The sequence below is a fragment of the Pseudomonas sp. AMR01 genome (genome assembly GCF_041946035.1).
GTDB classification, from domain to species: domain Bacteria; phylum Pseudomonadota; class Gammaproteobacteria; order Pseudomonadales; family Pseudomonadaceae; genus Aquipseudomonas; species Aquipseudomonas antarctica_B.
Genome location: NZ_JAUTYR010000028.1, coordinates 40,431 through 67,069 on the forward strand (window position 1 = coordinate 40,431; position 26,639 = coordinate 67,069).

Annotated in this window: 25 protein-coding genes; 7 read left to right on the forward strand and 18 right to left on the reverse strand. The window is 60.6% G+C overall.

Going from position 1 to position 26,639, the window contains the following annotated elements; genetic code table 11:
- Positions 1-55 precede the first annotated feature (55 nt).
- Positions 56-316 carry a YebG family protein gene (locus Q7C20_RS20665; RefSeq protein WP_003171979.1) on the forward strand — a complete coding sequence of 87 codons (261 nt, stop codon included), beginning with the start codon at positions 56-58 and terminating at the stop codon, positions 314-316.
- Between the two features lie 55 nt (positions 317-371).
- Here Q7C20_RS20665 and Q7C20_RS20670 read toward each other — a convergent pair whose 3' ends face one another.
- Positions 372-1,391, reverse strand: coding sequence for a Leu/Phe/Val dehydrogenase (locus tag Q7C20_RS20670; protein WP_375069859.1), 1,020 nt, complete (start codon positions 1,389-1,391; stop codon positions 372-374).
- A 187-nt stretch (positions 1,392-1,578) separates the two neighbouring features.
- On the opposite strand from Q7C20_RS20670, the gene Q7C20_RS20675 reads away from it, so the two are divergent.
- Positions 1,579-2,382 (forward strand): SirB1 family protein, encoded by an 804-nt coding sequence (locus Q7C20_RS20675; protein WP_375069860.1) that lies wholly within the window; start codon positions 1,579-1,581, stop codon positions 2,380-2,382.
- Between the two features lie 324 nt (positions 2,383-2,706).
- Here the strand turns inward: Q7C20_RS20675 and Q7C20_RS20680 are convergent, their stop codons facing one another.
- The 4 genes from Q7C20_RS20680 to hmgA form a co-directional block, all read right to left on the reverse strand.
- Positions 2,707-4,077, reverse strand: a complete 1,371-nt coding sequence (locus Q7C20_RS20680) for an MFS transporter (protein WP_375069862.1) — start codon at positions 4,075-4,077, stop codon at positions 2,707-2,709.
- A gap of 136 nt (positions 4,078-4,213) precedes the next feature.
- Positions 4,214-4,849, reverse strand: coding sequence for a maleylacetoacetate isomerase (gene maiA / locus Q7C20_RS20685; RefSeq protein ID WP_375069864.1), 636 nt, complete (start codon positions 4,847-4,849; stop codon positions 4,214-4,216).
- Between the two features lie 12 nt (positions 4,850-4,861).
- A complete protein-coding gene (gene fahA, locus Q7C20_RS20690; RefSeq protein WP_375069866.1) occupies positions 4,862-6,148 on the reverse strand; it encodes a fumarylacetoacetase in 1,287 nt (428 codons plus the stop codon).
- 3 nt (positions 6,149-6,151) lie between these two features.
- Positions 6,152-7,435: a homogentisate 1,2-dioxygenase gene (hmgA, locus tag Q7C20_RS20695; RefSeq protein WP_375069868.1), complete on the reverse strand. Its 1,284-nt coding sequence runs from the start codon at positions 7,433-7,435 to the stop codon at positions 6,152-6,154.
- Positions 7,436-7,555: 120 nt separating this feature from the next.
- Here hmgA and Q7C20_RS20700 point away from each other — a divergent pair, with 120 nt between their 5' ends.
- Positions 7,556-8,335 (forward strand): IclR family transcriptional regulator, encoded by a 780-nt coding sequence (locus tag Q7C20_RS20700; protein ID WP_348057955.1) that lies wholly within the window; start codon positions 7,556-7,558, stop codon positions 8,333-8,335.
- 1 nt (position 8,336) lies between these two features.
- On the opposite strand, the gene dacB is transcribed toward Q7C20_RS20700, so the two are convergent.
- The 9 genes from dacB to Q7C20_RS20745 form a co-directional block, all read right to left on the reverse strand.
- Positions 8,337-9,788, reverse strand: coding sequence for a D-alanyl-D-alanine carboxypeptidase/D-alanyl-D-alanine-endopeptidase (gene dacB / locus Q7C20_RS20705; protein ID WP_375069869.1), 1,452 nt, complete (start codon positions 9,786-9,788; stop codon positions 8,337-8,339).
- 314 nt (positions 9,789-10,102) lie between these two features.
- Positions 10,103-12,517, reverse strand: coding sequence for a TonB-dependent siderophore receptor (locus Q7C20_RS20710; RefSeq protein WP_375069870.1), 2,415 nt, complete (start codon positions 12,515-12,517; stop codon positions 10,103-10,105).
- A 108-nt stretch (positions 12,518-12,625) separates the two neighbouring features.
- On the reverse strand, positions 12,626-13,561 hold the full coding sequence (locus Q7C20_RS20715; protein ID WP_375069872.1) for a glutathione S-transferase family protein: 936 nt from the start codon (positions 13,559-13,561) through the stop codon (positions 12,626-12,628).
- A gap of 75 nt (positions 13,562-13,636) precedes the next feature.
- Entirely contained in the window at positions 13,637-13,909 is a 273-nt protein-coding gene (locus Q7C20_RS20720; RefSeq protein WP_348057963.1) for a GIY-YIG nuclease family protein, read from the reverse strand.
- 36 nt (positions 13,910-13,945) lie between these two features.
- A complete protein-coding gene (locus tag Q7C20_RS20725; RefSeq protein ID WP_348057965.1) occupies positions 13,946-14,416 on the reverse strand; it encodes a nuclear transport factor 2 family protein in 471 nt (156 codons plus the stop codon).
- A gap of 280 nt (positions 14,417-14,696) precedes the next feature.
- Positions 14,697-15,332, reverse strand: a complete 636-nt coding sequence (locus Q7C20_RS20730) for a response regulator (protein WP_375069875.1) — start codon at positions 15,330-15,332, stop codon at positions 14,697-14,699.
- A 188-nt stretch (positions 15,333-15,520) separates the two neighbouring features.
- Complete coding sequence (locus Q7C20_RS20735) at positions 15,521-16,345, reverse strand: response regulator (protein WP_375069877.1); 825 nt, start codon at positions 16,343-16,345, stop codon at positions 15,521-15,523.
- 474 nt (positions 16,346-16,819) lie between these two features.
- Entirely contained in the window at positions 16,820-18,082 is a 1,263-nt protein-coding gene (locus Q7C20_RS20740) for a CynX/NimT family MFS transporter (RefSeq protein WP_375069879.1), read from the reverse strand.
- Entirely contained in the window at positions 18,072-18,731 is a 660-nt protein-coding gene (locus tag Q7C20_RS20745; protein WP_375069881.1) for a FadR/GntR family transcriptional regulator, read from the reverse strand. Before Q7C20_RS20745 ends, Q7C20_RS20740 begins: the two co-directional genes overlap by 11 nt.
- Positions 18,732-18,890: 159 nt before the next feature.
- Between Q7C20_RS20745 and Q7C20_RS20750 the strand changes: the two genes are divergently transcribed.
- Both Q7C20_RS20750 and Q7C20_RS20755 read left to right on the forward strand, forming a co-directional pair.
- Positions 18,891-19,202: a type II toxin-antitoxin system MqsR family toxin gene (locus Q7C20_RS20750; RefSeq protein ID WP_348057975.1), complete on the forward strand. Its 312-nt coding sequence runs from the start codon at positions 18,891-18,893 to the stop codon at positions 19,200-19,202.
- Positions 19,199-19,690, forward strand: coding sequence for a type II toxin-antitoxin system MqsA family antitoxin (locus tag Q7C20_RS20755; protein WP_348057977.1), 492 nt, complete (start codon positions 19,199-19,201; stop codon positions 19,688-19,690). The genes Q7C20_RS20750 and Q7C20_RS20755 overlap by 4 nt, the downstream gene beginning before the upstream one ends.
- A gap of 51 nt (positions 19,691-19,741) precedes the next feature.
- Here Q7C20_RS20755 and Q7C20_RS20760 read toward each other — a convergent pair whose 3' ends face one another.
- The 4 genes from Q7C20_RS20760 to Q7C20_RS20775 form a co-directional block, all read right to left on the reverse strand.
- Positions 19,742-20,506, reverse strand: coding sequence for an amino acid ABC transporter ATP-binding protein (locus tag Q7C20_RS20760; RefSeq protein ID WP_375069883.1), 765 nt, complete (start codon positions 20,504-20,506; stop codon positions 19,742-19,744).
- Positions 20,507-20,517: 11 nt separating this feature from the next.
- A complete protein-coding gene (locus Q7C20_RS20765; protein WP_375069884.1) occupies positions 20,518-21,615 on the reverse strand; it encodes an amino acid ABC transporter permease in 1,098 nt (365 codons plus the stop codon).
- A 10-nt stretch (positions 21,616-21,625) separates the two neighbouring features.
- On the reverse strand, positions 21,626-22,807 hold the full coding sequence (locus tag Q7C20_RS20770) for an amino acid ABC transporter permease (RefSeq protein ID WP_348062131.1): 1,182 nt from the start codon (positions 22,805-22,807) through the stop codon (positions 21,626-21,628).
- A 72-nt stretch (positions 22,808-22,879) separates the two neighbouring features.
- Entirely contained in the window at positions 22,880-23,911 is a 1,032-nt protein-coding gene (locus Q7C20_RS20775; RefSeq protein WP_348062132.1) for an amino acid ABC transporter substrate-binding protein, read from the reverse strand.
- 346 nt (positions 23,912-24,257) lie between these two features.
- On the opposite strand from Q7C20_RS20775, the gene Q7C20_RS20780 reads away from it, so the two are divergent.
- Positions 24,258-24,914 (forward strand): alpha/beta hydrolase, encoded by a 657-nt coding sequence (locus Q7C20_RS20780; RefSeq protein ID WP_375069885.1) that lies wholly within the window; start codon positions 24,258-24,260, stop codon positions 24,912-24,914.
- A gap of 96 nt (positions 24,915-25,010) precedes the next feature.
- A complete protein-coding gene (rhlB, locus tag Q7C20_RS20785; RefSeq protein ID WP_375069886.1) occupies positions 25,011-26,486 on the forward strand; it encodes an ATP-dependent RNA helicase RhlB in 1,476 nt (491 codons plus the stop codon).
- The last annotated feature ends 153 nt before the right edge of the window (positions 26,487-26,639 follow it).

Genomic DNA, 26,639 nt, shown 5'->3' on the forward strand with positions numbered 1-26,639 from the left:
ATATAAATACAGTAGTCGCAAAAGACAACTATCGTGAAGGCATGTGAGGTGGTGAATGGCCGTCGAAGTGGTATACCGCAGCAGCCGAGATCTGGAGCGTTTGTTCATGGATAAAGCCGAAGCTGACCGTCATGACAAAATGCTTGAACTCGCTGAGTTGCTGGCAGAAGTGTTGCAAAAAGCCGTGCCGTCCCTGAGCGAGCAGCAGGTGGAAGAAGCCGGGATCTACATGGCGAAGAATCGCGATGTGTTTGCCAAGGCGTTCAAGAGCCAGCCGGACGCGTTGTCCGAGTTGCTCAACGCAGCGGCGGAATAAAGCCCGAATTGAACAGGCCCTGGGTCACTGACTCAGGGCCTTTTTAATGCCTGGGTTATTTGTAGAGCAGGCGCTCGGCCAACTCATTCGCCACCCGCGCGGGGGAGCGTTTTTCGGCTTGGGCGTGGGCGAAGATTTCCGTGAGTCGCGTGCCGATGTTCGCCAGGTGGGCGGTGATGCCCGGCAGTTCGGCTCCGCCGTGCTTGAGGGCGACGTAAATCAGGCCTCCGGAGTTGATGACGTAGTCCGGGGCGTAGAGGATGCCGCGCCCTTCCAACTGGTCGGCCACGTCGAGGTTGGTCAGTTGTGCGCTGGCGGAACCGGCGACGGCGGCGCAGCGCAATTGGCCGACGCTGAGGCGGTTGAATACGGCCCCAAGGCCGCAAGGCGCAAGGATGTCGCACGGGGTGCTGAGCAAAGCGTCGTTGGCGATGGGGTGCGCGCCGAGTTGTTCCATGGCCAGTTGCACCTTGCCGTGGTCGATGTCGCTGACCAGCAGTTCGGCGCCCGCCGCGTGCAGTTGTTCGGCCAGGGCGTAGCCAACATTGCCCAAGCCTTGCACCGCGACGCGCAAGCCTTCGAGGTTGTCGCTGCCCAAGCGGGCCATGGCGGTAGTGCGGATGCCAGTGAACACGCCCATGGCGGTGTGCGCGGAAGGGTCGCCGGCGGCAGTGGTGCTGGTGACGAAACGGGTGTGTTGGGCGATGCAGTCCATGTCGGCGACCGATGTGCCGCTGTCGATCGCGGTGATGAAGCGTCCGTCGAGTTTCTCGATACAGCGGCCAAAGGCTTCAAACAACGCAGCGCGGCTTTCGACGTGTACCGGGCGGATGATCACTGCGGTGCCGCCGCCCACCGGCAGGCCGGCCAGTGCAGCTTTGTAGCTCATGCCTTGAGCCAGGCGCGCGGCGTCGGCCACGGCACTTTCATCGTCAGGGTAAGACAGGTAACGACACCCGCCCAGGGCTGGGCCCAGGCGGCTGTTGTGGATGGCTATGACCGCCTTCAGCCCGGTCACCGGGTCGATGCTCAGGTGCAGCGATTCAAGGCGGGTGCTGTGCATGAGAGCAAACATCGTCAAGCTCCCGAATCACTTCTGGTTGAGGCCCAAGTATAGGCTTGCGGCAGAAAAATGCCGGAGCACGCTGGAATAAGCCGCCCGGTTTTGCGGGCCCTGAGACATAAGCCGCAGGTATATCGCTTAAGGTGCTGGACGAATATTCACAGCAAGGCTAAAACGGGGGCATACGCCGGAGAATGCAATGAATCCCCGCACAGCCTTTTTCGCCTGCCTGGAACGCTCGCCACCTGCGCTGTTTGAAGCCGCGCTGTGGATTGCCGCCGAACACGACGCCAGCGTGCAGCCATTGCTGATCCTGCAAGACTTGGTGGTGCTCCAGCAACAGGTCAGTGTGGGCATGCCCATGCTTCCGGTGGATGAACTCGGCCAACCGCTGCTGCGGCGCCTGAACGACCTGGGGTTCGCCCAGGACGACTTCACCCCACTGCGCCCCGCCGCTGCCCTGCTCGACAAGGTGCTGCAGCGCAAACGCGGGCAACCATTGGTCATGGGCCTGATTGCACTGGAGATGGCGCGTCGCCTGAACATCCCCATGGTGGGCGTGAACTTCCCCGGCCATTTCCTGCTGCGGGTGCCCGGTAACGATCACCTGCTTGACCCCTGCGGCGGTAGACGCCTGTATCCCAACGATTGCCGCGAATTGCTGCACCGTCAGTACGGGCCGAATCTCAAGTTGCAGGCCGACCACCTGCTGACCGCCGCACCGCGCGCGATCCTGCAGCGGCTGTCGCGCAACCTGCGCCAGCTGCACCTCGCCAACGACGCCCCACTGGCCGCCTTGATCGATGCCGAGCGCGTGCTGGAGCTGGGCAATGGCAGCGCCGCCGACTACCTGGCACGCGCCAGCCTGTACCAACGCCTGGATTGCCCAAGCGCCGAGCGCTTCGACCTGGAACACGCTTTGTTGCTCAGCGAAGACCCGATCCAGCGCCTGCGCCTGACCGAGCGGCTGGGGCATCTGCCACCCAACAGCGTTGTGCACTAAGGCTTGATGACGGGGTTTGTTGTGGCCGGGCCTGATGTAGCATCCCCTCTATGGCGAGCGGGCTTGTTGTGGCGAACGGGGCTGTTGTGGCGAGCGGGCTTGCCCCGCGTTGGGCTGCGAAGCAGCCCCTGATACGGAAGAATGCGGTGTGTCAGGATGTACTGGGCGTCAGGTTTTGGGGCTGCTTCGCAGCCCAACGCGGGGCAAGCCCGCTCGCCACAACAGCCCCACTCACCATAACAGGCCAACTCGCCCCAGCAAGCCCGCCCACCACAACAAGCCAACTCACAACAGGTGCCCACTCACCACTAACCCAAGCAAACCTCAGTGATTCGCCGGGGCCTTGAGGATATCGCCCTGCAGCGGGCTCTTCGGCATTACAGCCCCCGGCGAACGCACTTGAATAATCAACAACGCCGCTATCACCGCCGGAATCGCGCAGAAGAAGAAAATCTGCTCCACCGGAATGTGCATTGCCAACAGCATGCTGCCAAACAGCGGCCCCAGGATTGAGCCAAATCGCCCCACGCCCAGCGCCCAGCCGGTACCGGTAGCGCGCACGTGCGCCGGGTAGAAGTTGCTGGCAAAGGCGTTGAGGGTCAGTTGACCACCGATGATGCAGAACCCGGCGGCAAATACGCAGGCCACCAAGTAACGGGGGTTGTCGTGGTTCAGGCCCAGCAGAATGGTGCACACGGCAGCCGCCGCCAACACGCCGGACAGCAACCGCACCTTGCTTTTCAGGCGGTCGGCGAACCAGGCCATGCCGATGGCGCCCAGCGTGCCGGCGAACAGGAACATCGAGGTCACCAGGTTGGCTTCTTTCAATGCCAGGCCACTTTCCAGCAACAGCGACGGCAACCAGCTGATCATGAAATACAGCAGGATCAGGCTGACAAAAAAGGTCGCCCAAAGCAGCAGGGTCGCACGCGCATAGCCGTGACGGAACAGCTCAACAACCGTCAGTTTGCTGCCTTGCTCCTTCTGATTTTCCGCCTCAGTCGCCAGCGGCGGTTGCCAGTCGGGCAACATGCGCGAGGTGACCTTGTGCAACCGCACATACGGCGGCGCATCACGTAACAACCGTGGCAAGGATTCCGGCAGCAGCCACATCAGGAAGGGAAACAACAGCAACGGCGTCACACCGCCCGCCAGAAATACCGCCTGCCAGCCGTAACCCTCGATAAACCCTGCGGCCACAAACCCTCCTGCCGCACCGCCGAACGAAAAGCCGCACGCCGCCAGGGTCACCATCAAGGTGCGCATGCGCGGCGGCGAATATTCCGACATCAATGCCATGGCGCTGGGCATCGCGCCGCCCATGCCGATGCCGCAGATAAACCGCGCGGCCATCAGCGTGGTCAGTGAATTGGCAAACACCATCAGCACGGTGAGGCTGGCGTAGATCAGCACACAGCCGAGCAGGATTCGTCGCACACCAAAGCGATCCGCCAGCGGCGTTACCAGCAGCGAGCCCAACGTCAGCCCCAGCAGGTTGGCGCTGAAGACCGGGCCGAACGCGGCTTTTTCCAGGCCCCAATCCTTGGCCAATGCAGGCACCACATAGCCGAGCACCTGGGCGTCGTAGCCGTCGGTGACCAGCAGCAACGCCAGCAGCAGGAGAATCAACCACTGATAGCGCGACACCGGACGGGCGTCGAGTGCCGCACGAAAACTGGCAATCTGATTGTGCATCGCAAGGTACCTTTATTATTTTTATTCGGGTGAATCCGATCAACTGTGGGAGCCGGCTTGCCTGCGATAGGATCACCTCGATATACCTGATGTACCGAGGTGACTGGATCGCAGGCAAGCCAGCTCCCACATTGATTTAGGGGGTGTCAGGTTGGTTGGCAGGGTGCGCCTGAATGAACGCCGGATGCTGCGCCGCCAGCGCGGCTACGCGCCCAATGCGCGGGTACGCCGTCAGCGGTACCTTGAAGCGCTCCGCCGCATACAGCTGCGGGATCAGAAACGTATCCGCCAACCCCGGCTGCTCGCCGAAACAAAACCCTGCGTCCCCAATCAACTGCTCCACTGCGCCCAATCCCTGGCTGATCCAGTGCCCGATCCACTCCAGCAATTGCGCCTCGTCATGCCCCCATTGGCGCAGCAGGTTCTGGGTGCTGGAGTTGTGCAGAGGATGAATGTCGCAACCGATGATCGCGGCCACCGCACGCTCATGCGCGCGAATCGTCAGGTCCCTGGAAAGCAACGGCACCTGTGGATAACGTTCGTCCAGGTACTCAATGATCGCGAGGGATTGAATCAGCAACTCGCCCTCGTCGGTGCGCAACGCCGGCACTCGCCCTTGCGGGTTGATTGCCAAATACTCGGGCTGGCGATTGGCGCCTCCCGGCGGCGCCAGCAGGTTGACCGGCAGCGCGGCAAAATCCAAACCCTTGAGCGCCAGGGCGATACGCACCCGGTACGACGCGGTAGAACGGTAGTAGGTATAGAGTTCCATCGCCTTGCCCTCTTAGCGCGCCGCGACCACGGTGCCACGGCATTCGCCGAAGCCGATGGAGGCAAACCCTTCACGGCTGCAACGGGCGCGCAGGATGATTTCATCGCCGTCTTCGAGAAACTTGCGCACCTCGCCTGAGGCCAGTTCAATCGGCTTTTTACCGCCTTCGGTGATTTCCAGCAGGCTGCCGAACTGCCCCGGCTGCGGGCCGGACAACGTGCCCGAACCGAACAGGTCACCGGCCTGCAACTGGCATCCGTTAACGCTGTGGTGCGCAACCATTTGCGCCACGGTCCAGTACATGTGCCGGGTGTTGCTCAGTGTCAGGCGATGGGCCGGCAGGTTTTGCTCACGCATCGAGGCGGTGGTCAGCAGCACTTCCAGTTCGATATCAAAACCACCCGCAGCCTGATCACGTTTATCCAGCAGGTACGGCAACGGCTGCGGGTCGCCTTCCGGGCGTGCCGGTTGCGCTTGACGGAACGGCTCCAGGGCCTCGGCCGTTACCACCCACGGCGAAATGCTGGTGATAAAACTTTTCGACAAAAACGGCCCCAGCGGCTGGTATTCCCAGGCCTGGATATCCCGCGCCGACCAGTCATTGAGCAGGCAGAAACCGGCGATGTGCTCAGCGGCGTCACCAATGGCGATCGAGTCGCCCATGGCATTGCCCTGGCCAATCCAGATCCCCAGTTCCAACTCGTAATCCAGGCGTGCGCACGGGCCGAAAGTCGGCTCGGTTTGCCCGGCTGGCAGCGTCTGGCCTTTAGGGCGGCGCACTTCGGTGCCCGACGGGCGAATGGTCGAGGCGCGGCCGTGATAACCGATCGGCACGTGCTTGTAGTTCGGCAACAAGGGGTTGTCCGGACGGAACAGTTTGCCGACGTTCTGCGCGTGTTCGATACCGACATAGAAGTCGGTGTAGTCGCTGATTTTCGCCGGCAAGTGCATCTGGCAATCTACCGCGCGGTGCAGCACCTGCGCTTCACGGGTGTGCAGCTTGCTGCCTTCGGCGAGCAGCTCCAGCAAGCGCTCGCGCAAAGCCACACGCGGGCCACGGCCGAGTTCGAAAAACGCGTTCAACTGGCCGCCCGCGGTGGCTTCAACAGCGTGGCGCGCTTCGCCGTCGAACTCGTCCAGCGCCGCGTGCAGGTCGAGGATCGCGTCGCCAATCGCCACGCCACTGCGCGGTGCCGAACCGTTGATGCTGAACACGCCCAGCGGCAGGTTTTGCAGGGGGAAATCGGCGTGACCGTTGGCGGAGGCCACCCAGCTGCGGGTAGGTGTTGGCTGAGTCATGGGTTATCTCCGATTCGGGTTGAAGGTGGCGGGCAGCGAGGCCCAGCAGGCGTCGTAAGTGTTTTGCAGTTGCGGGCATTGGAGGGCGAACTGTGTGGGACGCAGCACTTGGCTGGTCTCGAACATGAAGGCCATGGTGTTATCGATCTTGTGCGGCGCCAGGTCCGCGGCTATCGCCTTGGTGCAGGTTTCACCGTCCGGGCCGTGGGCGCTCATGCAGCTGTGCAGCGAGGCGCCGCCGGGCAGGAAGCCTTCGGCCTTGGCGTCGTAGGCGCCCCTGATCAGGCCCATGTATTCGTTCATCAGGTTGCGATGGAACCACGGCGGACGGAAGGTGTTCTCGGCCACCATCCAGCGCGGCGGGAAAATCACGAAGTCGAGGTTGGCCAGGCCGTGCACGCTGGTGGGCGAGGTCAATACGGTGAAGATCGACGGGTCCGGGTGATCGAAGCTGACGGTGCCGATGGTATTGAAGCGACGCAGGTCGTATTTGTACGGCACGTTATTGCCATGCCAGGCGACCACGTTGAGCGGCGAATGGTCGAGCTCGCAGGCCCACAGTTCGCCCAGGAATTTCTGCACCAGCGTTGTCGGTTGTTTCAGGTCTTCGTAACGGGCAACCGGCGTGAGGAAGTCGCGTGGGTTGGCCAGGCCGTTGCTGCCGATAGGCCCCAGGTCCGGCAGGCGCAGCGGTGCGCCGTGGTTCTCGGCGACGTAGCCACGCGCCTGCCCATCAAGCAGTTCAACGCGAAATTTCAGGCCACGGGGCAGCACTGCGATTTCCAGCGGTTCAACGTCCAGCACACCCAATTCGGTGGCGATGCGCAGGCGACCATTCTCGGGAACAATCAACAGTTCGCCGTCGGCATTGAAGAACACGCGCTCCATCGACTGATTCGCGCGGTAGTTATAGATGCTGATACCCGAGGGGTTTTCCGATCCGCTGTTGGCAACCATGCCTACCAGCCCGTCGATAAAATCGGTCGGCTCGCTCGGCGTATCCAACGGGTTCCAGCGCAGACGGTTAGGCGTTACGGCGCCCAACGGCCCGCCGGCCAACTGCCGTTCGAGTTTGACAAATGCCGGGTGGTTGGCCGACGGCTGAATGCGGTATAGCCACGTGCGACGGGCTTCGCTACGCACCATGGTGAAGGCCGTGCCGGAGAAGAGTTCGGTGTAGAGGCCGTAGGGGGCTTTTTGCGGGGAGTTCTGGCCAACGGGCAGCGCGCCGGGCAAGGCTTCGCTGGCGAATTCATTGCCGAAGCCCGACAGGTATTCGAGGTGCATGGATCATCCTCTTGACGGAAGTTGTTTTTATCGTAATCCAGTTACGCATAACGTAATTTGATCACTACTGACCGTCAAGCTATAAAGACGCCCATTCATCTCTCGGATTCTCGCCCTTCCATGGAAAAGCCCCGCGACACCGGTAAACAGAAAGTCCGCTCGGCCGAAGTGGGCACCGACATTCTCAAAGCCCTCGCCGAATTGGCGCCGGCAACGTCGCTGTCGCGCCTGGCCGAGCACGTGCAGATGCCAGCAAGCAAAGTGCACCGCTATCTGCAGGCGTTGATTGCCTCAGGCTTTGCCGAACAGAACACCGCCACCAACCACTACGGCCTTGGCCGCGAAGCCCTGCGCGTGGGCCTGGCTGCGCTCGGCAGCATGGATGTGCTGAAAGTCGGCGCGATGCCCCTGGCAGAGCTGCGCGATGAGTTGAATGAAACCTGTTTTCTGGCGGTGTGGGGCAATCAGGGCGCAACGGTTGTGCACATTGAACCGGCGGTGCGCGCCATCACCGTCGTGACCCAGTTGGGTTCAGTGTTGCCGCTGCTCAGCTCGTCCACCGGGCTGGTGTTCAGCGCTTATTTGCCGTCGCGCGAAACCGTGGAATTGCGTGAGCGTGAGGTTCAGGCCGGCACTGCCCACGCCTTGGCGGACGACACCGCGTACGCCAGCGCCTGTGAACACATCCGCAGCCGTGGCCTGCACTTTGTGCATGGCTTGCTGATGCCCGGCGTGGATGCGTTGTCGGCACCGGTCTTCAACGCGGTCGGGCAGGTGGCGGCGGTAATGACCGTGGTCGGCCCCACCTCGCTGTTTCATGCCGATGAAGATGGCCCGGCGGCTCAGCGTTTGCTGGCGGCGACCCGGGCCGTGAGTTGGCGCATGGGTTACCAGCCCTGAATCAATCGCCCCAGCGTGACAGCGCCACTGCCACGCGGTTTTCCACGCCTTTGACGTGTGCGCCAGAGACCACATAGTTATTGGTGATCATCGAGAACACCAACCGGCGCCCGTGGGCATCAGTAACGTAGCCGCTCAGGGACGACACGCCGCCCATCGAACCGGTCTTGGCATGCAGGTTGTTCTGCGCGGGCGTTTCGCGCAGGCGATAACGCAGGCTGCCGCCGGTCATGCGGTCGGGGTTGCCGGCAATCGGCAACGCGTTGTACCAGGCGTTGAACCACGGCTGTTTGCTCGCGGCCAGCAACAGGTCGGTGAGGGTTTGCGACGACACCAGGTTAAGCCGCGACAAGCCCGAACCGTCGACCTGATTCAGCGCCGCCGTATCCAGCCCCTGACGCTTGAGAAACCCGGCCACCGCCACCACACCCGCCGCCGCCGTGCCGCTGTTGGACGCTTTGCGCCCCATGGCCTTGAGCAAGGCTTCGGACATGTTGTTGTTTGACAGTTTGAGCAGCGGCGTAATCAGTTCCTGCAACGGCGCCGATTGATGCTCGGCCAGCACGGTAACGGCAGCCGGCGTTGCGCCGCCGATCAGGCGACGGCCGGATACGCTGATGCCCTGCTGCGCCAACGCTTGCTCAAACAGGTTGGCAACCAACTGCGTCGGCTCCCACACGCTGACCAATTGCTTGCTTTGCTTGCCCGGTGCCACGGCGCCGCTGAGCTGCAACAGGTTGGTGCCGTGGCGGCGGTTGATCCCGTAGGTGTTGCCCGGCCCGCTGATGGCGCGATTGCTCAATTGCAGGTAATCGGTGGGCGGGAAAATCTCGACACTCACCGGCTGACCACCGCGCATCGGCGCCCTGGCCGTGACCAGCACGGTGCCTGCGTCAAAATCGGTATTGGGCGCCACGGTCAGCGCCGAAATCTGCGCGCCGTAGTAGGTGCTTTCGTCGTCCTGGGACCAGTCGACGCCCAGCCGCTCGGCGTCAAACCAGGTGTCGTCGAACACCAGGTCGCCCTGCACTTGGCGGATTCCCTGGCTGGCGAGTTGCGCCGCGAGTGCCTGGTAATCGGCGAACTGAATGGTCGGGTCACCCAGGCCGCGCAGGTAGAGGTTACCGGTCAGGCGGTCGCCCTGGCGTATGCCGTTGCTTAATAGCTGCGTGGCGAAGCGGTATTGCGGGCCCAACACGTCCATCGCCGCCGCCGTGGTCAGCAGTTTGAGATTGGAGGCAGGCACCAGCCGCGTGCGCGGGTTGTGTTGATAGAGCGTGTTGCCGCTGCGGGCGTCGCGCACTGTGAGGGACACCGTGGCGCCGTGCAGTGCAGGGTCGGCCAGCAATTGGTCCAGCGAGGTAGAGGTCGGTGAAACACTCGCGCAGCCTCCCAGTAAAAAACTCAAGCCCACCAGCATCGCGCTGGTGTGTATCCATCGACCCAATTGCATCAGTACCGTTTTCCGCAAAGCCTTTAGTGGCGGCAACGCTACCAGCTCGGCTCACTTGTGGCGAGTGGGGCTCATTGTGGCAAGCAGGCTCGCTGTGGTGAGTGGGCTTGTTGTGGCGAGCGGGCTTGTCCCGCGTTGGGCTGCGCAGCAGCCCTAAAACCAGGCAGTGCGGTGTGCCTGGAGAAATGCGGTGGCTTTAACAGGGGCCGCTTCGCGCCCCAACGCGGGGCAAGCCCGCTCGCCACAACAAGCCAGCTCGCCACAGGCCCCCTCACCACATCAAGCCAGCTCGCCACAGGCCCCTCACCACAGGGTTAGAACGTCAGGGTACTGGACACCGACACCTGCCGCGCATCGCCAATCGACACAAACTGCGTGTTCACCGATGAGGTGTAGTACGTGCGATCAAACAGGTTCTTCACGTTGAGCTGAAACTTGACCTTCTGCCCTTCGACTTTGGTGTCGTAGCTGGCAAACGCGTCGGCCACGGTGTAGCCCGGCAGTTCGAAGCTGTTGGCCGCGTCCCCTGCCCGCTCGCCGACATAGCGTGCGCCCGCGCCGACACGCAGTTGGTCGCCGCCCAGGATGCTGCCGAAGTCATACACGGCCGACAGCGAGCCGGTGTTTTTCGCGACGTTCTGCAGGCGGTTACCTTTGAAGTCCGGGTCTTCAGTCACCTCGGCGTCGGTGTAGGCGTAACTGCCGATCAGGCTCCACTGGTCAGTCAACTGGCCGCTGGCGTCGAGTTCCAAACCACGGGAACGTACTTTGCCCGCGACGCTGTACACCGAGGTCAGGCCATCGCCGACCTGCACCAGCACATTGCGTTTTTCGATGTTGAACAGCGCCGCGCTCGCAGTGATGCGCCCCGGCAGGTCGAACTTGGTACCCAATTCCCAGGCCTTGGATTGTTCCGGCTCCAGGCTGCCATCCAGCACGCTTTTGTTGGCCAGCGGCGCGATGGTGGAGTTGGGTTTGAACGACTCGGTGTAGCTGCCGTAGAACGACAACTCATCGGTGTAGCGGTACACCAGGCCCGCGCGCGGCACCCACTTCTGGCCGTTGCCATCGGTGTTGGCGGTGAACGGCACGCCTTTGCCGGCGTATTGGTCGTACATCTGATAGCGCGCGCCGCCCACCAGAATCCACTGGTCGGTCAGGTGAATGGCGTCCTGGAAGAACAGCGAGTCGCTGCGCAGTTGGTCCATCTGGTTGCTGTCCGGCGCGCTGACGGTGGTGCCCGCCACTTCATTGCCGTACACCGGATTGTTGTAGTTGAAGGTGCCACGCGGCGCCTGGCGGATGAGGTCGGCGCGGTAGATTTTGCGGTACTCATCGTCCAGGCCGAACACCAGGTCATGCTGCATGCCAGCCACGTTGACCTTGCCTTCAAGGCTGGTGGTGGCAAAGCGGTCGGTGGTCAGCGCACCTTGCGTGCCGTCCATGCTGCGGGTCAGGGTGCCGTTGGTGTTGACCTTGGCCACGCGCACCTGGCTGGCGTCGTAAGTTTCGCGGTTCCAGCTGTAGCCGAAATGCGCTTTCCAGTCGTCGTTCAAATCGTGATCGACTTCCAGGCGGTAGAGGTCGGAGCGGCCTTCCATGTTATTGAACGGCTCATCCAGGCGACGCGTCGCCGGGATGTTCAACGGGTGGTTGGTCTTCGGGTCGATGGCGGTGCCACGGTCGAACGGCGAGAGGAATTCGCGGTGTTCATAGGCGAACACGACCTGGGTCGTGTCGCCGTACCAGGCCAGAGACGGCGCCACCAGCGTCTCGCGGTGGGTGCCGTAGTTGCGCCAGTAATCTTCGTCTTCATGGTCGACGATCAAGCGATAGGCCAGGCCGCTGTCACCAATGGGGCCGGTGGTATCGAGGTTGCCGCCGCTGCCGTTTTTGCCGTCGCCGAAGGTCGAGCCGCGCGCGGTCAAGGACGTGGACTGCACCAGTTCAGGCTTTTTGCTGACGATATTGACCACGCCGCCCGGGTCCTGAATGCCATACAGCAACGACGATGGGCCTTTGAGCACCTCGACACGTTCGGCGGTGGCGTTCAGCGCGCGGCCCTGCACCACGGGCATGCCGTCCTGCATGATCGAGCCGTTACGGTTGTCGCCAAAGCCGCGCAACATCACCGCGTCCTGCGTGCTGCCAAGGGTGTTGGACTGGGTAATGCCGCTGACATTGCCCAGGGCGTCGTCCAGGTTGCGCGGTTGTTGGTCACGCAGCACTTGGGCGGGCACCACGTTGACGGTTTGCGGGGTTTCCAGCAGCAAGCCGTGGGAGCGCATCACCGAGCTGGTCGGCGGTGGCTGGTAACTGGTGCTGTCCTGGACGGGGCTGGCGCCGCTGATGGTGGTGGCGCCGAGGTTGACTGCGCCGTCGGTGGGCACCGGCTCCAGGGCCAGCGTGTGAGCGTCGACCTGGCGGAAGGTAAAGCCCGAGTTGCCGAGCAAGCGTTGCAGGGCCTGGGTGGCGCTCATCTGCCCGCTCACCGCTGGGGCACTGAGGCCGTAGGGCGCTTCGTCGGTGTAGATTACGCTGATGCCGGTGACGCGGCTGAAATCGCTCAAGGCCTGGGGCAGCGGTTTGGCTGCCAGGGCAAAGGTAAACCGGGCGCTTTGCTGCTCCTGCGCCTGCGCGATGCTCAGGGGCAGCAACGCCAACCCCGAGATCGCCAATACCGAGGCTCCCAGCCACTGTTTAACCAAACCGCCCGCCGTCGACTTCATGCTGTGAGAACCCGTGTAGAAAACGCTGTTAATGCGAATAGATCGCAGTTTCAAGCACTACACGGTTGGGCGGTGGATTTACCTCACCTGTTTTTGAAAATAATCTGTTTATTGCGCCTGCAGGCGGAACCCGAAACGCGGGAAATGTACGTGGACGATGCCACCGCGTTCGTCTGTGCGGCGCAGAATCAGCTCTTCGCGCCCGGCAAAGAGCAACTCGCCGGCGATCGGATCGACGCCGTAGTCCGTTGCGGCAATGGTGACCTGTTGGCCAGCCTTGAAGCCGTTGGGGTCAACAAAGACTTCGTCCGGCAATGGCGCGGGCGTCGCGTTGCGGGCAATTTCCAGCGCCTGCTCGGCACTTATGTCGCTGGCGGTGCCATGCCCAAAGCCCAGCACCCGACCCAGCCAGGCCACGACCGCCGGGTACTCATCCACCAACGGCGCAGTAACCGGCGTGGCCTTGAGAAACCACATTACGTGGGCCAGGGCAAAGTCGGCAATCGACGCTTCGCCAAACAGGAAGTCGCCCGACTCATGCTGCAACTGCTGCTCCAAACGCAGCATGATCGCTGGCCATTGATGCCGCGCCAGCTCGGGCGGAATCTTGTTCGCCGTGCCGCCGCTGAAGAGCGCCACGCGGTCAGCGACAAACGCCTTCAACACGTCCGGCGGCAATCTGGCAAAACGCACGGCCACCGATTCCGGCTGGAAGACCAGGCTCACGGCATGGTGAAACACCACGCTGTCGGCCCAGGCGGCGAAGGCTTGGGTGGTGATTTCATGCCCACGCGGAAAGAGCGCTGGCGCGGCTTTTTCCTGCTCCAGGCGACGGGCGATCAAGGCGGTGTCGCAGTAGATATCCGCGCCAACCTGCAACACCGGCGTCTTGCGATAGCCGCCGGTCAGTGCCGTGAGGTCAGGTTTTGGCAGCATCGGCGGCACCGGCACGGAGTGCCAGGACAAGCCTTTGAAGCCCAGCAGCAAGCGGGCTTTTTCAGCAAAGGGAGATTGCGGGTAATGGTGGAGGATCAACTCAGACATGCCAGGCTCCGCTAAACAAATGAGCCGCTAGCTTAGCGCGAGACACCGTGAATGGGCGTGATGAGCACCTATCAGTCAGCGTGATTCACCACTCGCCGCCAGGCACTCCTTGGCGCTCTTCTTCAACTTCTTGATCAACCGCTCCTGGCGCAGCGCATCACCTTTGCTCGCGCATTGCTCGGTGTACACCAGCGCTACCGCCGGGCTCGACAGAAAAAACCGCGCGCCCTTGCCGCTTTGATGCGAGGCAAAGCGGCGCTGCGGGTCATTGCTGATGCCGCAATACAGCGAGCCGTTAGCGGCGCGCACCAGGTAGACAAACCAGGGTTTGGGTTCAGGCGTGGTCACGGGTGAATTCGGCACAGCAAAGGGGCACCAATCTTATCAACGACTGGCCTGAAATGCCTTCAAGCCTTTGAGTGCCTGCACGCGCACGGCGTTTTTCAACGCGGGCGACCAGCCCAGCAACAGGCCCTTGATACCCAGCGCCTGCCGGGACCAGCGCCACAGGTCAAAGTGGTCGTGGTGTTCGCTGATCTTGCCGTCGCGAAACACAAACCGCGCGCCAATGTCGTTGACCACCGTATTGCCGGTGGCGCTGAACAGGTACGTCGCTACCCAATGGGCGCTGCCGGTGGTTTCGTCACTGCGCACATGGTCGAACGTCAGAGAAAAGTCTTTGGCGCGAGTGGTGAGCATGCGCCACATGTCGCCGGCGTCACGGCCGCGCAGCTCACCAAAAGCCGGGTCGCTGAACACCACGTCGTCGGTGTAACAGGCGGCCATGGCTTCGGCGTCGAGGCGTTGGAACGCCTGGTAAAAACTCGTGATCAGGGCGTTGTGGGCATCACTCATAAGCAGGCTCCGCAGTTCATTGTTATCAGGGCTGCACGATAGTCTGCGGACGCGGGGAAGGCCATGACCATTTGCTCTGTAAATGAGCGGGATGCGCGTGCTCGGCGTGCGTCCCTCGGCTTTTATGATGCCTGGTCATTGTCAGACCAGGCCTTCAGCCGTAATGCGTTCAGCTCCAGCGTATGAAAACAATCATGCGCCGAACTTTAAACACCGCCTGAACATTGTCATTAGTTGCCTTTACTACCCGAATAAGATCCGAAGAAACTTGCCACGAAGTTTAAGGCACCATGCCCGCGTCACGCGCGTAATTGAACAAATCAACATCTGTGGTAATACACAACCGATGCATCGCTGTACTCTTCTGTTTGCTAATAGTCGAAATACTCCGATTAACCCGTGCAGCAATTTGGGTGACCGTCATTCCGCTGGCCAACATGCGCACTACTTCCTGTTCTTTACCCGACAACTTGGGCGTTTGAGTGGGCCGCGCCAAGCAGGCCTGGTCCAGTTGCACGCGCAGGCACTCACTGACAAAAGTGCGCCCCTGCGTCACCGACATCAATGCTTTGGGTAACTCCCTGGCAGACGCGCTTTTGGCAATAACACCCTTGGCACCGTGGCCAAAGGCGGCTCTCAGGGTCGCGACATTGGCAAACATGGTCACCAGGATCACAGGCAAGTCAGGGTACCTGCGGTTCAACAAACCCAACAACCCGCAGCCGTCGGCCTGTTGATTTCCGGGCATCGCGAAATCCGTGACGATCACGTCGCAAGGGATTCGATCGACCAGATCAAGCAGTTGATCGGGGCCATCTGCCTCGCCGACTACTTTGTATTTACCACTCGCCTCGATCACCACTCTTTGGCCCACACGAACGATAGGGTGATCGTCAGCAATAATGACGCGGATCATCGACTTTTCCATGATGGCAATTTGAGACTGCAAACATAGCGCGATAGTCTTTTAGCAACAATAGGAAATAATTAGCCACTTTCTGTTCCGCCCCGTGTTTAAAGAGCCCGCCACAAACTCCCACATAACAAAGAGAAAAAACATACGGAAACGTACTACGCACAAATGTATAAATTCCTTCGTCAACTCTACAGCTGAGCCAAATAATCAAGATACAAGTTGATGCCCTCGCGCAACTGATTCAAGGCGGTTTGGTTCAGCTCGACCCCGGATAAATGCACGGCATTGATCAGCTTGATCGCCTCGTCTTCCAGACCGCTCTCACCCAAAAAGGCGACACTGCCTACCAAACGGTGCAAACACTGCGTAGTCAGGCTGGCGTCCAGGCTCGCTTGGGCACCTGTCAACACGGCAAGGTCCGCGTGGGCCTCCTGAAGCAGACTGAGCAGCATCGGCTCGACCACCTCCCACGTGCCGAACGTCTCGATCAGGCTCGCTCGGCTGGGAATGGAAATGTTGCGCACACGCGGTGAGCCCGTGGGCTTGTCGGCAGGCGCTGCGGCTTGCGAAGGGTTCAACCAGCAACGCAGCACCTCGTCCAACTGCGCGAGACCAAGGGGCTTGGTCAGCCAACCATTCATCCCGCACGCCTCACATTGGCGGATGTCCTCCGGCCCCAGGCCTGCGGTCAGCGCCAGCACAATGATTCCCGCACGCCCCTCGGCCCTCTCGCGACGGCGCAGCTCACGGGTCATGGTGAAACCGTCCATCACCGGCATTCGACAGTCAGTGATCACCAGGTCGAAGCGGTCAGCGTCCAGCGCGTGCAATGCCTGCTGGCCGTTGTCACAACACCGATAGGCCACACCGAGCTTTTCCAGCATGGCCCCCAGCAGCAAACGGTAGGTGCGATGGTCATCCACCACGAGCACTTGAGCGTGAGACCAGTGAGCCAACGTGGCCGAGTCAGAAGCCGCCTGCCGCGAACCTCGGTCTGCAGAGTTGCCCGCCATAGCGCCCTCATCGAGAGCGACCAACTCGCCCGGCCTGCCTGCCGCAGCGGGACATCGAACCGTTTCGAACTGTTCGCAGCAACATGATTACCGGAACCCAATTAACAGATTGCGGAAATCAACCCGCGCGAAAACATAGCCGAATGTTTATGGCGCAGCGATACAACAACTACGACAACGATGGCCAAACTGTGATTTTTTAATCAACACGCTCGGCGCTTCATTGCCACCCTGACATAAGGGAAAGTTGCATCCCCGCGTTTCATCCCGGCGATAAATTCTCTCCCGTTTTCCCGGTCGCTGCGCGTGCCTAAAACAACGCTATAACAGGGGGCAACTTCACCGCACGCGTTTGCCCCACACACCCTTTCACAGCAAGACCTGCTGAAAGAATAGACGCTGAGGCGCTCATCGACGGCTCCGTCACCCTGACCGCTAAATACCGGTGCCGCATTCAAAGCATCTGATCCAGGCCTATGAGCGCTTGACGCTCTCGCTGGTGACACCCACGTAGGCCGCGCGGCCTGCGCCCAGCCCCGCAACAATCGCGCCCAGGCCGATCACGCCAAATACCCAGCCCGTGGCGCCCCAGCCACCGGTCCAGTCGTGCAGCACGCCGACGGCCAGCGGGCCCAACGAAGCCAAGGTGTAGCCGATGCCCTGGGCCATGCCTGACAGGTTGGCTGCCACGTGAGCATCGCGCGAACGCAAGACGATCAGGGTTAACGCCAGGCTGAACGTGCCCCCCTGGCCCAATCCCAGCAGAATCGCCCAGCCCCACAGCCCCTCAAGCGGCGCATACAAACAGCCGAACAGCCCACCCAGCGTCAACAGCATCACCACCACAATGGCCAGGCGCTGGTCCTTGCCACGGGTCGCCAGCCAAGGCGCGGTCAGGGCGCTGAGCAGTTGCACGATGATCGAACCCGACAACGCCAACCCGGCTTCAGTGGCGCTAAGGCCACGGCTGATCAGGATCGATGGCACCCAGCCAAACACGATGTAGGCAAGCGACGACTGCAAGCCCATGTACACCGTCACCTGCCAGGCCAGCGGGTCGCGCAGCAAGCCCTTCACCCGATAGGCGACTTGATGCGCGCCGTGCTTTTGCCGAACCTGCGGCAACCAGCACAGCGCCGCCACCAGTGCGGGCAAAATCCAGAAACCCAGGCCGATGTTCCAACTGTTGTCGAAGTAATGACTCAACGGCACCGTGGCGCCCGCTGCCAATGCCGCGCCCAGGCACAGTGCCATGGTGTAGACGCCGGTCATGGTGCCGGCTTGTTTAGCGAAGTCGCGCTTGACGATGCCGGGCAACAACACCCCGATAATACCGATGCTCGCGCCGGCGATCAGGCTGCCGGCGAACAACCCGACCTCACCCAAAGCACTGCGCAGGATGAGGCCGCCGGCCAGCGTCAGCAGAATGCCCAACACCACGCGCTCGGCGCCAAAACGCCGCGCCAGCATTGGCGCCAGCGGCGCGAACAAGCCCAGGCACAGCACTGGCAAGGTGGTCAGCAAACCGGCCTTGGCGGCCGACAACCCCAAACTGGCGGACACCTCGCTCAGCAACGGCGACATGCTCGACAGCGCCGGGCGCAGGTTCAACGCCACCAGAATCAAGCCGAGCAGCAACAGCCACGGGCGACTGACGGCGGGTTGGCTGGGTTGCACCACTTCGTCGTCCGCCTCGGCGTCGATCAACAGTTCTTCAAGCGTGTTTTCAGGGTTCATTGATCAACTGCCGGCAGAGGGATTTGGCGCGTTCCGGGTCTTGGCGTTCGACGGCTTCGAGCAGGGCGATATGCAGGTCGAACACCGCCTGGCGACGCAGCGAAATGTTCAGGGTCTGGCGCAGCTGGGCGCCGACGATGGCGGAGAAGTAGTGGTACAGCTCGCTCAACGCCGGGTTGTGTGCCGCGTCCACCAAGCGCTGGTGAAACACCAGGTCGGCGCTGATATAGGCCTCCAAATCACCGTGATACAGCTCGGCACTGGCATTGAGCGCCGCGCGCAAACCGTTCAGGTCTTCATCGGTTCGGCGCACGGCCGCCAGGCCAATCGCTTCCACTTCGAGTATTTGCCGCGTCTCCTGCGCCTGGCTGATCGTGCAATGCGATAACGCGCGCATCGTCCCCAACGGGTCGGTCATGGAGCGCAGGTAACTGCCATCGCCCTGGCGAATGTCAATCAACCCGGAAAACGCCAGCACGCGCATGGCTTCGCGCACGGTATTGCGGCTGATGCCCAACTCGGCAGACAACTCGGGCTCGGTGGGCAGGCGCTCGCCAATGGCCCACACGCCTTTGCTGATGCGCAGGCGCAGTTGCTCAAGGGCCTGATCAACCAGGGAGCGTTTGATCAAAGGGGCGATGTCTGTCATGGGTTTGGCACTTTCGTCCAATCATAGGATGAATTTTCCTACAGCCTATTCGGAGCTGCCTACAAAGGCAACGGGCTAGGGTTCTGAGGCAACAAAAGGAGCAGTATTTTCGATTGGTAAAATTACCCTGTGAGGGTAATTATTGGACTCGGGTGTCTTATGGAAAAGTACACACCTCATTACGACTTGGCGCTGATAAAGGCTGATGTGAGGCGGCTAGGAAGCAAAGCGTTTACGAGGACGGCTAAAAAATCCGGTCAGAACCTTGATTTGAGTGTTGAGGCGATGCAGGTCGTTATTTACGAGCTACAAAACAGGATGTTGTACAAGTCGATGACCACTTACGGGAGCCCTCGGGTTTGGCAGGACGTGTACCACACGCACGCAAAAGACAGGGAGATTTACATCAAGGTCACTTACTCCCCGGACGGTGACCCTCCGGTGATCTCCTTCAAGGAGAAAAACCTATGAAGGTTAAAAATTGCTACATCTGCGGCGCGCCCAATGGGCTGATGTATTTCGAAGGCCGTAGCGAAACCATCAGCGTTAAAGGCATGGAGCGTCGGGTCGACAATCTCTCAGGCTGGGAATGCACGGAGTGCGGCGACGGCTTCTGGGACCCAAACAACGACAGTACAGACCGCTACGACGCAGCAATGGACGAGTTGGTCCTCGCGGCTCGGCAAATGATCGGCGCCGAGATCAAACGCACCCGCCGCAAACTGCACCTTACCCAAAAAGAAGCAGTGGAATTGCTCTCAGGTGGCGGCCACAACGCATTCTCCCGCTACGAACGCGGCGAGCTTCTTGCCCCCAAACCCCTGGTGGTGTTGATGCGTTTATTGGATCGTCACCCGCACTTGCTGGCTGACGCAAAAGCGTTGGCCGAAGGTGCGGACATGCGCGGCGCCTTCACCTACACGGTGCACCACGACGCTGAAGCACTTAAAGCGTCCTAGCCCCAAACAATAAACCCGGCACAAGGCCGGGTTTATTGTTTCAACCGTCGATCAATGCAAAATCTGGCTCAAGAACATCTTGGTCCGGTCATTCTGCGGGTTGTCGAAGAAGTCATTTGGCGCCGCCTGCTCAACGATTTCGCCTTTGTCCATGAAGATCACGCGATTGGCCACGGTGCGGGCAAAGCCCATTTCGTGGGTCACGCACAACATGGTCATGCCGTCTTCAGCGAGGCCGATCATGGTATCGAGTACTTCCTTGACCATTTCCGGATCGAGTGCCGACGTCGGCTCATCGAACAGCATGATTTTCGGCTTCATGCACAGCGCACGGGCAATCGCCACACGCTGTTGCTGGCCGCCGGACAGTTGCCCCGGAAACTTGTGGGCCTGCTCCGGAATGCGCACACGCTCAAGGTAGTGCATGGCAATTTCTTCGGCCTTGCGCTTGGGCATCTTGCGCACCCACATCGGGGCCAGCGTGCAGTTTTGCAGGATGGTCAGGTGCGGGAACAGGTTGAAGTGCTGGAACACCATGCCGACTTCACGGCGGATCGCTTCGATCTGCTTGAGGTCGTTCGTCAGCTCAACACCATCGACCACGATGCGGCCTTGCTGGTGCTCTTCCAGACGGTTGAGGCAGCGGATGGTGGTGGACTTGCCCGAACCCGACGGGCCGCACAGCACGATACGCTCGCCCTGCTTGACGTTGAGGTTGATGTCTTTCAACACGTGGAACTGGCCGTACCACTTGTTGACGCCCTGCATCTGGATAATGCCTTCAGGGCTCACAGGCTGTTTGATCGCTTCGCTCATAACATCAACTCCTAACGCTTGTGGCCTGTGTCGAGCTTGTGTTCCAAATGAATGGAATAGCGCGACATACCAAAACAGAAAATCCAGAACACCAGGGCGGCGAACACGTAGCCTTCAGTGGCCATGCCCAGCCATTTCGGGTCGGCGGCGGCTTGTTTGACGCTGTTGAGCAGGTCGAACAGGCCGATGATGATCACCAGGCTCGTGTCCTTGAACAGCGCAATAAACGTGTTGACGATGCCCGGGATCACCAGCTTCAGGGCTTGCGGCAGAATCACCAGGCCCATGCTGCGCCAGTAACCCAGGCCCATCGCTGCAGCTGCTTCGTACTGACCTTTGGGAATCGCCTGCAAGCCACCGCGCACCACTTCAGCCACGTAGGCCGACTGGAACAGGATCACGCCGATCAAGGCCCGCAGCAGTTTGTCGATGCCCATGCCTTCGGGCAAGAACAACGGCAGCATGACCGAAGACATGAACAGCACGGTGATCAACGGCACGCCGCGCCAGAATTCGATGAAGGTCACGCAGACCACACGAATCGCCGGCATGTTCGAACGCCGTCCCAGCGCCAGCACGATGCCCAACGGCAAGGCGCCGGCGATACCGACCGTGGCGATCACCAGGGTCAGCATCAGGCCGCCCCACTGGCTGGTCGCGACATTGGTCAGGCCGAACACTCCGCCGTGCAGCAGGCAATAGGCAATGATCGGATACAGCACCAGGAAGCTCAGGCCGTAGACCGCCTTGCGTTGAAAACGCGAGATGAACAACGGCGCCACGCCAACGATGGCCAGCCACACGGTCAGGTCCACACGCCAGCGCAGGTCGCCGGGGTAGTAGCCGTACATGAACTGCCCGAAGCGCTGTTGGATAAACACCCAGCAGGCGCCCTCTTTGGTGCAGTCGGCACGCGTGGTGCCGACCCAGTTGGCGTCGAGAATTGCCCAGTGCAGAATCGGCGGCACGATCAGGTAGATCAGGTAAAACGCCAGAAACGTCAGCAGGGTGTTGAGCCAACTGGAGAACAGGTTGGCGCGCATCCAGGCCATCGGCCCGAACACTTTGTTCGGCGGCGGCATATCAGGTTTGAAAGTATGCGTACTCATGCGTGTTTCCTCACCGCTCGATCAGCGCAATGCGCTTGTTGTACCAGTTCATCAGCAGCGAAATGCTGATGCTGATCGCCAGGTACACGCTCATGGTGATAGCAATCACTTCGATGGCCTGGCCGGTCTGGTTGAGCACCGTGCCGGCAAACAGCGAAACCATTTCCGGGTAGCCGATACCGGCGGCCAGTGACGAGTTTTTCGCCAGGTTCAGGTATTGGCTGGTCAGCGGCGGAATGATCACCCGCAGGGCTTGCGGGATGATGACCTTGCGCAGCGTCGGCCCAGGGCGCAGGCCCAGGGAGCGCGCGGCTTCGGTCTGGCCGTGGCTGACGGACTTGATGCCCGACCGCACGATCTCGGCAATAAACGCTGCCGTGTAGACCGTAAGCGCCAGGGTCAGTGCCAGCAGTTCAGGGATCAGTACCCAGCCGCCGACAAAGTTGAAACCTGCCAGCTTTGGCATTTCCCAGTGCAGCGGTGCGCCGAAGATCAGCGCGCACAGCGCCGGGATCACGATGAGCAACGCCAGCCCGGCCCAGAACTTGTGGAACGGTACGCCCGTCGCCTCGAAGCGTTTATTGGCCCAGCGGGTCATCAGCACAATCGCGATGATCGCCACCACCACACTGACCACGAATGGCCAGAACCCGTCAGCGGCAATCGCTGCCGGCATGTTCAGGCCACGGCTGCTGACAAAGAAGGTGTCGCCAAAGTTGTGGCTGTTGCGCGGCCCCGGCATGGTCAGGAACACCGCGAAGTACCAGAACAGGATTTGCAGCAGCGGCGGAATGTTGCGGAATACTTCCACATACACGGTCGCCAGCTTGTTGATCATCCAGTTCGGCGACAGCCGTGCCACGCCGATGATGAAACCGAGCAAGGTCGCCAGGACCACGCCGATTACCGTCACCAGCAAGGTGTTGAGCAGACCGATGACAAAGACCCGGGCATAGCTGTCCGATTCTGTGTAGTCGATCAGGTGTTGAGCGATGCCGAAGCCGGCACTGCGCTCAAGAAAGTCGAAACCCGAAGTAATGCCCCGGTGTTGAAGGTTGGTCTGGGTATTGTTGAAGAGGTACCAGCCCAGCGAGACCACCGCCACAATCGTGATGATCTGGAAGAGCCACGCACGCACTTTGGGATCGCTGAAGCTGAGCTTCTGCTTTGGTGCGCCGATTTGATTTTGCATGAAGTGCCCCGGGAAAAATGGAACAGAACATCACCCGGCGGTTGGCCCGCCGGGTGACAGAACCATCAACGATCAGCGTACTGGGGGAGCGTATTGAATGCCGCCATTGGTCCACAGTGCGTTCAGGCCACGGTCGATTTCCAGCGGGGTAGTCTTGCCGAGGTTTTTCTCGAAGACTTCGCCGTAGTTACCCACCTGCTTGACGATCTGTACGACCCAGTCTTTCTTCACTTTCAGGTCTTTGCCGTATTCACCGTCAGCACCGAGCAGACGCGCAACGTCCGGGTTCTTGGTGGACTTGGCTTCAGCTTCGACGTTTTTCGAAGTGATACCGGCTTCTTCAGCGTTGAGCATGGCGTAGCCAACCCAGCGCACGATGGCCAGCCACTCGTCGTCGCCATTACGTACAACTGGGCCCAGCGGTTCTTTGGAAATGGTTTCCGGCAGAACCACGTAGTCCTTTGGCGAGGCCAGCTTGCTGCGCTGTGCGTAGAGTTGGGACTTGTCGGAGGTCAGCACGTCGCAACGACCGGATTCCAGCGACTTGGCGCTTTCATCAGAGGTGTCGAAGGTGATTGGGGTGTATTTGAGGTTGTTGGCGCGGAAGTAGTCCGACACGTTCAGCTCAGTGGTCGTACCGGCCTGGATGCAGATGGTTGCACCGTCCAGTTCCTTGGCACTTTTAACACCCAGCTTGTTGTTCACCAGGAAGCCAACACCGTCGTAGTAGGTGATGAAACCCGGGAATTTCAGGCCCATGCCGGCATCGCGAGAGCTGGTCATGGTGGTGTTACGGGACAGAATGTCGACTTCGCCGGACTGAAGCGCGGTGAAACGCTCCTTGGCATTCAACTGGCTGAATTTAACTTTGGTCGCGTCGCCGAAAACGGCAGCAGCCACAGCGCGGCACACGTCAGCGTCGATCCCCAGGATCTTGCCGCTGGCATCGGGTACCGAGAAACCCGGCAGGCCGTCACTCACGCCACATTGCACAAAGCCTTTCTTCTGCACGGCGTCCAGGGTGGCGCCGGCTTGGGCGAAACCACTCACACCCAGTACAGCCGCCGCACACACGATGGCCAGGGTGGATTTCAATACCTTCATTCAAACCTCCAGTTTTGCTCTTGTTGTGTCGGAGCTAGAACCTCAGCGCACCCTTATGAGGCGATATCGACCTGTGTTGGCTTTTTTTAGGTCAAGCGGCATGAAGTCGTCGCAGTAATTCCAGTTGCTATCCCACAAGCGGCAGTCACTGATAGTGTTACCGTCCTGGGATAGTTCTGACATCGACCTACACATAGCAAGCCCCGTACCAGAGTGCTGGCTGAGTCGTTTCAGCCCATGGTCAATAGAAAAAGATTCAACGTTGCGACATTCTCTTAACAGATCAACACATTGCGCACCGTTCCGACGCACCCAATCGGAGCGCACGCACTTATATGGAGCAGACATGACCGAACCCTTGATTCTTCAGCCCCCCAAGCCCGCAGACGCCTGCGTTATCTGGCTGCATGGCCTGGGTGCCGATCGCTACGACTTTTTGCCGGTGGCTGAGGCACTGCAGGAAACCTTGCTGACAACCCGCTTCGTTTTGCCCCAGGCGCCGACCCGCCCGGTGACGATAAACGGCGGCTATGAGATGCCCAGCTGGTACGACATCAAGGCCATGAGCCCGGCCCGTGCCATCAGCCTGGAAGAGTTGGAAATCTCGTCAAACACCGTTACCGATTTGATCGAAGATCAGAAGAGAACCGGAATAGACGCCTCGCGGGTTTTTCTGGCGGGTTTTTCCCAGGGTGGCGCAGTGGTGTTTCACACCGCCTTCCTTAAATGGCAGGGCCCATTGGGTGGCGTAATTGCCCTCTCCACTTACGCGCCGACGTTTGGCGATGAGCTGGAATTGTCCGCCAGCCAGCAGCGCATTCCTGCCTTGTGCTTGCACGGCCAGCTCGACGACGTGGTGCAGAACGCAATGGGCCGCAGTGCCTATGAGCATTTGAAGTCCCGTGGTGTCACCGTGACATGGCAGGAATACCCAATGGGTCACGAAGTGTTACCCCAGGAGATACACGACATAGGTGCGTGGTTGAGCGCTCGCCTGGGCTGAATGCCGCACATTATGTAGCCACATGACAGACGCACTACGCCGCGCCCGATTCTTGCATTACACTGGCCGGCGTACATTCCTTAATCAATTAATGAGATCACCGTGCTCAAAGCACTTAAGAAGATGTTTGGCAAAAGCGAGGCTGAGCCGTTCGCGCCTGTTCCCAGTGCTCCTGTCCCTACTGCCAGCCGCCGCAATGACGGCAAACAGCCCGACCGGATCGTACCTGTCGCTTCTGAGAAAAAGCCGTCGGTGACACTGTCTGAACAGGCCACCCCTGCCGAGGCCGCACCAGCGCCTGCTATTGCGCCGAAAGCAGTTCGCCGTGAACGCGCGCCGAAACCGCCGGTTATCCCGTGGAAACTCGAAGACTTCGCCGTCGAGCCGCTGGAGGGTAAAACCCGCTTCCACGATTTCAAACTGTCCCCGGAATTGATGCACGCCATCCAGGATCTGGGCTTCCCATACTGCACGCCGATCCAGGCGCAAGTGCTGGGCTTCACCCTGGCGGGCAAAGACGCCATTGGCCGCGCGCAAACAGGCACCGGCAAGACCGCCGCGTTTTTGATCTCGATCATCACCCAGTTGCTCGAGACGCCGCCGCCCAAAGAACGCTACATGGGCGAGCCGCGCGCACTGATCATCGCCCCGACTCGGGAGCTGGTGGTGCAGATCGCCAAGGACGCCGCCGACCTGACCAAGTACACCGGCCTCAACGTCATGACGTTCGTGGGCGGCATGGACTTCGACAAGCAGCTCAAGCACCTCGAAGCGCGCCATTGCGACATTCTGGTTGCAACGCCGGGCCGCCTGCTCGACTTCAACCAGCGTGGCGACGTGCACCTGGACATGGTCGAAGTGATGGTGCTGGACGAAGCCGACCGCATGCTTGACATGGGGTTTATCCCGCAAGTACGCCAGATCATTCGCCAGACCCCGCCGAAAAACGAGCGCCAGACCCTGCTGTTCTCCGCGACCTTCACCGAAGACGTGATGAACCTCGCCAAGCAGTGGACAACCGACCCGTCCATAGTGGAGATCGAAGCGCTGAACGTTGCCAGCGAAAACGTTGAGCAACACATCTACGCGGTGGCCGGTGCCGACAAGTACAAGCTGCTCTACAACCTGATCAACGACAACGGTTGGGAGCGCGTCATGGTCTTTGCCAACCGCAAGGACGAAGTGCGCCGTATCGAAGAACGCCTGGTGCGCGATGGCGTCAACGCCGCGCAACTGTCGGGCGACGTGCCGCAACACAAGCGCATCAAGACGCTCGAAGGGTTCCGCGAAGGCAAGATTCGCGTGCTGGTGGCCACCGACGTGGCCGGTCGCGGGATTCACATCGACGGCATCAGCCACGTGATCAACTTCACCCTGCCGGAAGTGCCGGACGACTACGTTCACCGTATTGGCCGCACCGGCCGTGCGGGCGCTGCGGGGGTGTCGATCAGCTTTGCTGGTGAAGATGACTCGTACCAGTTGCCGTCGATCGAGACGCTGCTGGGGCGCAAGATCAGCTGCGAAACGCCGCCGACGCATCTGTTGCGGGCTGTGGAGCGTAAGCGCCCTTAGGCTGGATGCAGTAGCTGGAATGTGGGTGGTTGGGTTTTGGGTTGAGTACATATCCGTTGTTTGAGTGAAGGCTGATATTGGTTCCGCTCTTACAGCGGGTCACTTTTGGCAAACGCCCCAAAAGTAACCAAAAGGTCTTCGCCCCACCACTCG

Excerpts from the sequence above, each read along its gene's own strand:
- Q7C20_RS20710 (WP_375069870.1), bottom strand. The coding sequence starts at position 12,517 with ATGAAGTCGACGGCGGGCGGTTTGGTTAAACAGTGGCTGGGAGCCTCG.
- Q7C20_RS20715 (WP_375069872.1), bottom strand. The coding sequence starts at position 13,561 with ATGTCTGAGTTGATCCTCCACCATTACCCGCAATCTCCCTTTGCTGAA.
- Q7C20_RS20775 (WP_348062132.1), bottom strand. The coding sequence starts at position 23,911 with ATGAAGGTATTGAAATCCACCCTGGCCATCGTGTGTGCGGCGGCTGTA.
- Q7C20_RS20755 (WP_348057977.1), top strand. The coding sequence starts at position 19,199 with ATGAAGGTTAAAAATTGCTACATCTGCGGCGCGCCCAATGGGCTGATG.
- Q7C20_RS20665 (WP_003171979.1), top strand. The coding sequence starts at position 56 with ATGGCCGTCGAAGTGGTATACCGCAGCAGCCGAGATCTGGAGCGTTTG.
- Q7C20_RS20735 (WP_375069877.1), bottom strand. The coding sequence starts at position 16,345 with ATGGCGGGCAACTCTGCAGACCGAGGTTCGCGGCAGGCGGCTTCTGAC.
- maiA (WP_375069864.1), bottom strand. The coding sequence starts at position 4,849 with ATGGAACTCTATACCTACTACCGTTCTACCGCGTCGTACCGGGTGCGT.
- fahA (WP_375069866.1), bottom strand. The coding sequence starts at position 6,148 with ATGACTCAGCCAACACCTACCCGCAGCTGGGTGGCCTCCGCCAACGGT.
- Q7C20_RS20770 (WP_348062131.1), bottom strand. The coding sequence starts at position 22,807 with ATGCAAAATCAAATCGGCGCACCAAAGCAGAAGCTCAGCTTCAGCGAT.
- Q7C20_RS20675 (WP_375069860.1), top strand. The coding sequence starts at position 1,579 with ATGAATCCCCGCACAGCCTTTTTCGCCTGCCTGGAACGCTCGCCACCT.
- Q7C20_RS20670 (WP_375069859.1), bottom strand. The coding sequence starts at position 1,391 with ATGTTTGCTCTCATGCACAGCACCCGCCTTGAATCGCTGCACCTGAGC.
- Q7C20_RS20740 (WP_375069879.1), bottom strand. The coding sequence starts at position 18,082 with ATGAACCCTGAAAACACGCTTGAAGAACTGTTGATCGACGCCGAGGCG.
- Q7C20_RS20730 (WP_375069875.1), bottom strand. The coding sequence starts at position 15,332 with ATGATCCGCGTCATTATTGCTGACGATCACCCTATCGTTCGTGTGGGC.
- Q7C20_RS20700 (WP_348057955.1), top strand. The coding sequence starts at position 7,556 with ATGGAAAAGCCCCGCGACACCGGTAAACAGAAAGTCCGCTCGGCCGAA.
- dacB (WP_375069869.1), bottom strand. The coding sequence starts at position 9,788 with ATGCAATTGGGTCGATGGATACACACCAGCGCGATGCTGGTGGGCTTG.
- Q7C20_RS20745 (WP_375069881.1), bottom strand. The coding sequence starts at position 18,731 with ATGACAGACATCGCCCCTTTGATCAAACGCTCCCTGGTTGATCAGGCC.
- Q7C20_RS20765 (WP_375069884.1), bottom strand. The coding sequence starts at position 21,615 with ATGAGTACGCATACTTTCAAACCTGATATGCCGCCGCCGAACAAAGTG.
- Q7C20_RS20760 (WP_375069883.1), bottom strand. The coding sequence starts at position 20,506 with ATGAGCGAAGCGATCAAACAGCCTGTGAGCCCTGAAGGCATTATCCAG.
- hmgA (WP_375069868.1), bottom strand. The coding sequence starts at position 7,435 with ATGCACCTCGAATACCTGTCGGGCTTCGGCAATGAATTCGCCAGCGAA.
- Q7C20_RS20780 (WP_375069885.1), top strand. The coding sequence starts at position 24,258 with ATGACCGAACCCTTGATTCTTCAGCCCCCCAAGCCCGCAGACGCCTGC.
- Q7C20_RS20750 (WP_348057975.1), top strand. The coding sequence starts at position 18,891 with ATGGAAAAGTACACACCTCATTACGACTTGGCGCTGATAAAGGCTGAT.
- Q7C20_RS20680 (WP_375069862.1), bottom strand. The coding sequence starts at position 4,077 with ATGCACAATCAGATTGCCAGTTTTCGTGCGGCACTCGACGCCCGTCCG.
- Q7C20_RS20725 (WP_348057965.1), bottom strand. The coding sequence starts at position 14,416 with ATGAGTGATGCCCACAACGCCCTGATCACGAGTTTTTACCAGGCGTTC.